Here is a 6,085-nt window from a genome sequence, read left to right as displayed (position 1 = left end):
GGCTACGGCAAATGCCTGCTGTGCAACGACCGGCGCCGCCGGGCGGACGCGCAGCATCCGCACGTCCGCCCGCACGCCCGCCCGCGCCCCTGCACGGCCTCCGGCAGCGGCCGCCGCTTGCGGATGAACCACGCCACCGCGCCCAGCAGCACCACCACACCACCGCCGATGCCTGCGGCCGTCCACGGCCCGCCCCAGCCCCCGCCGGAGTCCAACCCGGCCTGGGCCTGATCACCGCTCTTCGCACCGCCGGCGCCGGACGCGTCGTCCGAGCCCTTCGGCCCGACCAGGTGGCCGACCGCCGTGACCTTGCCGTCCGCGGCGAAGCCCCAGTCGAAGAGCTTGGCGGCCTCCCGGTACGCCTCGTTGTGCTGCCTCTTCTCCGGGTTCATGACGGTGACGAGCAGCTTGCGGTCGCCGTGCTGGGCGACCCCGGTGAACGTGGACCCGGCGTTGGTCGTGGACCCGTTCTTCACGCCCGCGATGCCCGGGTACGGCTTGATGTCGTAGTCCCCGCTGAGCAGCCGGTTGGTGTTCTGGATGCCGAAGGTGGCCCGCTTGCCGTCCTTGCCCGTGTCGCCCGGGAACTGCGCACTCGCCGTGGAGCAGTACTCCCGGAAGTCCGCGTTCTGGAGCCCGGCCCGCGCGAACAGGCTCAGGTCGTAGGCGCTGGACACCTGCCCCGGCGCGTCGTAACCGTCCGGCGTGATCACGTGCGTGTCGGTGGCGTTGAGTTCCACCGCCCGCTTCTGCATCTCCTTGACGGTGGCCTCGGTGCCGCCGTTCATCGCCGAGAGCGTGTGCACCGCGTCGTTCCCGGACCGCAGGAAGACCCCCAGCCACAGGTCGTGCACGGTGTACGTGAGGTTCTCCTTTATCCCGACGAGGCTGCTGCCGGTGCCCATCCCCGCCAGGTCGGCCGGCTTGACCTTGTACGTCCGGGTCTTGGGGAACTTCGGCATCACGGTGTCGGCGAACAGCATCTTCAGCGTGCTGGCCGGCGCCAACTGCCAGTGCGGGTTCTTCGCCGCCAGCACCTCACCGGACTCCGCGTCCGAGACGATCCACGAACGGGCGGTCAACTCCTTGGCGTCCGGAAGCGCGGGCGCACCCGCCCGGGGCTGCACCTGGACGCCGGCCTGGCCCAGCCGCTCCCCGCCCACCTGCGACATCTTCGCGGGGGGTACGGGCGCCTTGGGCAGTTGCCCGCCGTCCGCGGGCGCGGCCTGCGCGGTGCCGGCCAGCAGCGGCGACACCAGCAGCACGGAGGACGCCAACGCGGCGACGGTTCGAACGGCGGACGGGGACGCGGAGGCATTCAAGGTCGTCGGCACGTTCGTGAACGTACCCGCCCGCGACCGCCTCCCGGAACGCGCCCCACGGAAGAGTGCCCCTCCGAACGGCCGGATGGAGCCGCTGTCGCCGTCCGGGCCGGGACCCTTGAAGCCCTCTCGCCCCGTGTCCCGGTTCCCGCTCGCCTTCGGGGGGAGCTGGTGCATCTGGTTCACCTTTCACGAACAACTAACTGTCACAACGTCAGGACTGGGCGAAAGAGCAGGTCAGAGCACCTGGCACCGTTCCCCGTCGGTGGGTCGCGAGGACCGGGAAACCGTGCGCGCCGCCGAGTGCGCCCGGTAGTCCACAGCACACCCCGACGCCGCCGAAGCGCCGCCCGCAACACAGGTCGCCGCCGGTGAGGCGCTGGCCAGCAGTCGGGGTTGGCAGGTAGTCCACAAGGTCAAAGACGGTGACCGGTCCCCCGGGGATCCACAAACCGCGCGTCCGGGATGTGAATCACTTACGAACGCCACACCCTCCGACGCGGCCCACTCTGCGGTGACCGACGCGCTGCCCCCGCCACCGCGCCTTCCTGGCCGGCCATGACCGGCCCGACGCCTACAACGCCGACTGGCTGGAGGAGGTCAAGGGGCTCGTGGATTCCGCACGACGGATATACCGCGTCCACGTCCTTATAGGGGACTTCTGGCTATTCGACTCCGTCACGGCCGCGCCGATGAGCTACGGCCACGAGGGAAAGTTCCTCGGGGCTGACGTGCTGCCCGACGACCGCGGCCCCGAGTACGTCACTCACCGGGACACAGCACTCACCCATGCGGTGCCCTTCGCGGACTGGTCGGCAGAACACGGCACGTGAAGTCTCTGTTCCGCCCGCCTCCTGGGTTTATGCCAAGACGCGCATAAGGAGGGTGGCCGCATGGACGCTCGGGGCTGGTCCCCTTACCGTCATTGCCAGTTGGCCCGACCGGGGCCAGAAGTTAGGGGTTCGCCATGCCACGCGAGGAACTGACCCGGCTTACCGGCAACGGCAACGGCACCTGCGGCGACGAGGACTGCCCGAACATCTACCGGACGGCAAGCGGCTCCCTCGTCGTCCAGGGAAGCGTTTCGGAGGCGTTCACGCCGCCGTCCCATGAGGCCCTGGTAGAGATTCCGGAAGAAGTCCTGAGGGAGGCCGTACGTGCTCTTGGATGGTGACGAGTGGCGTCGCCGGTTCGTGGAGATCAATCGAGAGGCGTGGCGGCTGGAGACGCTGCCGCAGTACCTCGTACCCCACGAGGCGGAAGAGTTCGCGGCCTTTCGTGAGGGACGGCCGCCGGCCCCGCACACAGCCTCCTCATACACCGAACGCGTCTCACGTCAGCGAGTGGAGGGGAAGCGCAACGGCCGGGTGCACATCGTGACGCAGCCTCTCTCCGAGTATCTGCAATTCGAGTTCGCGCGCTACTACACGGCGCATACCCAGGCAGGGGACGACATTCGCATCCTCGACGTGACCAATCGACCCAACCCCCTGGAGCGGGTCCAAGACTTCTGGATGTTCGACCGCACAGAAGTCGTACTCATGAACTACGAGGCGGATGGCAGGCAGATCAATCGCAAGGTCTTCGAAGGAGACGTGTCTCCGTTCATCGAATATCAGCGGATCGCGGTGACCGAGTCGATCCCCTTCGAGGAATACGTGAACGGTGGCCATAGAGCCTGACCGGCTTGACCAGTCCGGCCTGGAACTGGCAGCCATGCTCAAGCATCTGCGTAAACAAGCTGGACTCTCCGGAGTCCGGCTTGCTGCGCGTTGCCATATGTCGCAATCCAAGATCAGTCGACTCGAAGGGAACAAGCTCCGCCCTTCCTTGGTGGATGTTGAGCAGATCTTGAGGGGAGTCGACGCCTCCCCCGCCGTCTCGGCCGAAGTAATGGCCATGGCTCGGATAGCTCAGACGGAATGGCAGGACCGTAAGGCCCTGCACCGAAAGGGACTGGACAAGAAGCAGCTAGAGCTAGCCGGACTGGAGGCGGTCACCACAGACTTCCGGTACTTTCTGCTATCCATGGCCACGGGCCTGCTGGCAACTCCGGATTACGTCAGGGAAAGCATCGCGCATGCTCCGCCGGCACAGCAGGCCAAGGCTGTTGGTCTAAAGCTTGAACGGCAGGCCGTCCTGCTCGACCACTCCAAGCACTTTACGTTCCTGCTCACCGAGCAAGCCGTCAGGTACCCGCTGGTGTCACCAGACGCCATGGCCATGCAGATTGACCGGATAGCCTCACTCGCCCTTCAGGTGAACATCCGGATTGGCGTGCTGCCGATGGGCGTGAAGTTCGGCAACACGCCATTGAGCACGTTCACCGTTTACGACGACCGCCTGGCAACGATTGAGACTGATCTCGGCGCAGCCATCTTCCGAGACCCCAAAGACGTTCGCGCACTTCTCGACCGGTTCACCAACTACGAGGAACATGCCGTATTCGGCGACGATGCACGGGAGCTGCTGACCGAGTGGGCGTGGTCATTCCGGCGGTGATCTTTACTCGGCAACGTGAATAAACGAGCAGAGCACTCCCTGGATGCGGGACCATCGATGCGTCATAGAAATAGCCGGGGAGGTACGCGGAATGGCGAGCAACACGGAGACATTCGAGGGGAATTGGGAGTATCAAACCTACGCACCCAATGGCCAGCGGTGCTCCGCTTGCCTGGAGCCGATCCAGACGTTTGAGCTGACTCGCCGAGGTCGGATCGAACGCGCCTCCGGCCCGTCCATGGTGATCTACCGGCATGCCGGTACGTGCCCGACGTAGCAGCGTGGAAAGCGTGCAGACCTGGCGGGATGGCCAGCGGCGGGGGCCCGATCCGGACCCGGACGCATCGACGGCCGACCCACCGGCCGCAGAGGCGGGAGAGGCGCGCGCGGACGCCCCGAGAGAGTGGACGGAGTACGGCGAACGGCTGGACGTGGCTTCCGGAGTCGTGTCCGTCCCCCAGGGAGCGAAGGTGCCACCGTGCCCCTTCCCCTGCCGCACCTGCCAGGCCAAAGGGCGTCAGTAGGAACGAGAACTCCCGCCCCGGCGGCGGAAACCCGGACAGTCGAGCAGCCGGGGCAGGTCACCCACCGCGGGAAACCCTGCGGGCCTTCGGGCCGTGCCATCGACGGTACGGGGCACGGCCCCTCACGAGAGTGGAGTTGATCGATGAGCGCTGTGGCGGTCGAAACGATGGACACGCGCCCGCGCGACGCCGAGGGCTGGCCCGGCGTCCCGTTCCGGCACCCCCGGGACCTGGAGGTCGTCGCCGAGGGCGACGGTGGGAAACACGACGGCGGTCCCATGCCCCCTGAGGCGCCCCGCGATCCCGCTCCGCAGCCCAGCGGCGGAGAGAGCGGGTAAGCCGTTGACGGCCGGGGCGGCGTTCCCCTACCGGTGATCGCTCGCTCGCACGCGGCAGCCCCGTCGTACACCGGGGCTGCCGGACGGAACGGAACCCGACCGTCAGCCCTCCGCCACCGCGCCCGCCGCTGCCTCGCGGCGCAGCGCGCGGAGGCCCCGGAACCCGAGCACGCCGATAGCGGTGCCCAGGAGGAACGACACGATGGCCAGGGTGAGGTGGATCCAGAAATACGCGGTGGGGTTCCCGTGATCGAAAGCCAGCCCGCTGGCGTCCTTGATCAAGTTCTTGACGAAGGTGACCCAGACCACCCACGACCACGCGCCGAAGGCGAGGAGGAACCAGGAGACCGGGCGGCTGAGCTTCATGGGGTGTGTCCTCTGCTGCGGGGGAGCCTGCCTTGCCAGTATCCGTGATCCGATTCCGGGGCAGCCACCGTGCCCTGCGCTTGCCGTACGCCGGGAGGAAGCGGAAGGGCCGGCCGCCGAGGGCTAAGCGGTCGGCGGCCCTTCCGTGTCGCTCGGATTCCCGAGCGGACATGCCAGTTCGGGCCGGGTGCGGTTCGGGGAGCAGCACACCAGGGCCAAGGACAGGTACGCCGGACGTTCGAGGTAGAAGCCGTGAGACACGTCACCGCCCCCGCCCAGCCGCTCGGCGGCGGAGGCCACCAGCAGAGCCAGGTGGTCGGAGTCCTGGTACACGACGGCCTGGAAACGGGGCGCGTAGGCGGTGAGCTGTTCTCCGAGCCAGTACGCCGCCGCCTCCGGCTCCTGCCAAGTTCCCCGCACCAGAGTCCGGGGCTTGATCAGCCAGTACGCCGTCTCGATCGGCGGCAGGTCCGTCGCGCGGAACTCCGCCACCACTTCCCTGTAACGGGCGATACTGCGGTGGGCTGTTGTGTCCCCCGGAGCTGCGGCCGGAGGCGGTTCCGGGTATGGAGGCCGCCGCAGAGCCTCCTCGTCGAACCGGTGTTTCGGGCCGGTCCAGAGATACGCGTGCTGGTGCAAATGTCGTCCCGTTGGATGGAGAACAAGGCGGCGAAGGGGAGGTGCGCAACCGGCGCCGCCCCAAGGAGGACGGGACGGAGCCGATTGGCACCATGCACGCCGTCAGGCCAACAGCCCGAACCGCGCCGGGTCGATGCCTGCCGCGTCGAGTTCGTCTGTAGTGAACCGCAGCGGCGGCAACTCGGGCCGCTTGCTGTCCCCCAGCGCCCAGGCGTCTTCGCCGATCCGGGCCAGGGTCACGCACCCCTCGGTGCACGGGCCTCCGCACGCTCGTGAGAACTCCGCCTCTCCGAGGGAGAGTTGGTACAGATTCGTTCCGTTCTGCATCAGTCCACCTTCCTGATCGTCCAGCGCCTGCAGGCGCGGCCGGCGTCATGCCCGGCACTTCGGCCGT

Annotated in this window: 9 protein-coding genes; 5 read left to right on the top strand and 4 right to left on the bottom strand. The window is 67.7% G+C overall.

What is annotated here, in order from left to right; genetic code table 11:
* Positions 1-2: 2 nt before the first annotated feature.
* Positions 3-1,334, bottom strand: a complete 1,332-nt coding sequence (locus ACFVT2_RS37355) for a D-alanyl-D-alanine carboxypeptidase family protein (protein ID WP_390025484.1) — start codon at positions 1,332-1,334, stop codon at positions 3-5.
* Positions 1,335-1,933: 599 nt separating this feature from the next.
* On the opposite strand from ACFVT2_RS37355, the gene ACFVT2_RS37350 reads away from it, so the two are divergent.
* The 5 genes from ACFVT2_RS37350 to ACFVT2_RS37330 all read left to right on the top strand — a co-directional run bounded on the left by ACFVT2_RS37350 (position 1,934) and on the right by ACFVT2_RS37330 (position 4,686).
* Positions 1,934-2,155, top strand: a complete 222-nt coding sequence (locus tag ACFVT2_RS37350; protein WP_390025482.1) for a DUF6879 family protein — start codon at positions 1,934-1,936, stop codon at positions 2,153-2,155.
* A 134-nt stretch (positions 2,156-2,289) separates the two neighbouring features.
* Positions 2,290-2,496, top strand: coding sequence for a hypothetical protein (locus tag ACFVT2_RS37345; protein WP_390025481.1), 207 nt, complete (start codon positions 2,290-2,292; stop codon positions 2,494-2,496).
* A complete protein-coding gene (locus tag ACFVT2_RS37340; RefSeq protein ID WP_390025479.1) occupies positions 2,480-3,004 on the top strand; it encodes a DUF6879 family protein in 525 nt (174 codons plus the stop codon). Before ACFVT2_RS37345 ends, ACFVT2_RS37340 begins: the two co-directional genes overlap by 17 nt.
* Positions 2,988-3,824: a Scr1 family TA system antitoxin-like transcriptional regulator gene (locus tag ACFVT2_RS37335; protein WP_390025477.1), complete on the top strand. Its 837-nt coding sequence runs from the start codon at positions 2,988-2,990 to the stop codon at positions 3,822-3,824. Before ACFVT2_RS37340 ends, ACFVT2_RS37335 begins: the two co-directional genes overlap by 17 nt.
* A 667-nt stretch (positions 3,825-4,491) precedes the next feature.
* Positions 4,492-4,686 (top strand): hypothetical protein, encoded by a 195-nt coding sequence (locus tag ACFVT2_RS37330; protein WP_390025475.1) that lies wholly within the window; start codon positions 4,492-4,494, stop codon positions 4,684-4,686.
* 102 nt (positions 4,687-4,788) lie between these two features.
* On the opposite strand, the gene ACFVT2_RS37325 is transcribed toward ACFVT2_RS37330, so the two are convergent.
* The 3 genes from ACFVT2_RS37325 to ACFVT2_RS37315 all read right to left on the bottom strand — a co-directional run bounded on the left by ACFVT2_RS37325 (position 4,789) and on the right by ACFVT2_RS37315 (position 6,018).
* A complete protein-coding gene (locus ACFVT2_RS37325; protein ID WP_390025473.1) occupies positions 4,789-5,052 on the bottom strand; it encodes an SCO4848 family membrane protein in 264 nt (87 codons plus the stop codon).
* A gap of 123 nt (positions 5,053-5,175) precedes the next feature.
* Positions 5,176-5,691, bottom strand: a complete 516-nt coding sequence (locus tag ACFVT2_RS37320; protein ID WP_390025472.1) for a hypothetical protein — start codon at positions 5,689-5,691, stop codon at positions 5,176-5,178.
* A gap of 102 nt (positions 5,692-5,793) precedes the next feature.
* Positions 5,794-6,018, bottom strand: a complete 225-nt coding sequence (locus tag ACFVT2_RS37315; RefSeq protein WP_390025470.1) for a DUF397 domain-containing protein — start codon at positions 6,016-6,018, stop codon at positions 5,794-5,796.
* Positions 6,019-6,085: the final 67 nt, after the last annotated feature.

It is taken from the genome of Streptomyces sp. NPDC058000, from assembly GCF_042886435.1.
Classification (GTDB): domain Bacteria; phylum Actinomycetota; class Actinomycetes; order Streptomycetales; family Streptomycetaceae; genus Streptomyces.
This window is presented reverse-complemented; position numbering and strand designations above follow the sequence as displayed.